The 639-nt window shown below is 42.7% G+C and carries 1 protein-coding gene; it reads left to right on the forward strand.

Annotation, left to right across the window (positions count from 1 at the left end; genetic code table 11):
- Nucleotides 1–639, forward strand: a 639-nt coding sequence (locus tag ACFILO_RS09685) for a hypothetical protein (protein ID WP_375678235.1), incomplete at both ends; no start/stop codon positions are given.

Raw genomic sequence — 639 nt, forward strand, 5'->3', positions numbered from 1 at the left:
GAATGAAGATTACAGAGTTGGAGCACCGGTCTTTGATGATGAGAGCTCTTTTGATGCTGGCACTTATGATGGTGAAACGATTGATAATGATGACATTACGTCTCCAGAGCCGGTTGTGCAGCCCGTTGAAAAGCCTTCAGAGATTGTTCCTAGTATAGAACAGCAGCGTATGGAGCAACAAGCCAAACAAGCCCGTGAAGCGCTTGTAAAGTTTTATGAACCCCAATCCCAGACGCCAATGGTTGAAGGTGAAAATGCACCCCCAGACCTACGTGAGGACCCTGTTCGTTTAGTGGCGTGGATGTTAGATAAGATTCAAAAGCAAGATGCGTATATTAGGGAACAGAAAGAAGCGCTAAGACAAGCTGAGGAACAGCAGCAGCACGATATGCGTCTTGGTGAATTTTTTAATAATTCTGTTAAGTCGTTTCAAAATAAATCCAGTGATTTTGATGCCGCGGCAAATTTTCTTTATGAGGCACGCGCAAAGGAATTGAGTTCTTGGTCATCACTTTATCCTGAGTATGGACAACAAAACACAATAGATGCGATTATAAGAGATCAATTGCATGCGCTTGTAGCGACTTGTGCACAAAGAGATCTCAATCCGGCAGAAGAAATTTATAGAATAGCACAAAA

It is taken from the genome of Bartonella sp. AP72JLCBS (genome assembly GCF_042195705.1).
Lineage (GTDB): Bacteria > Pseudomonadota > Alphaproteobacteria > Rhizobiales > Rhizobiaceae > Bartonella.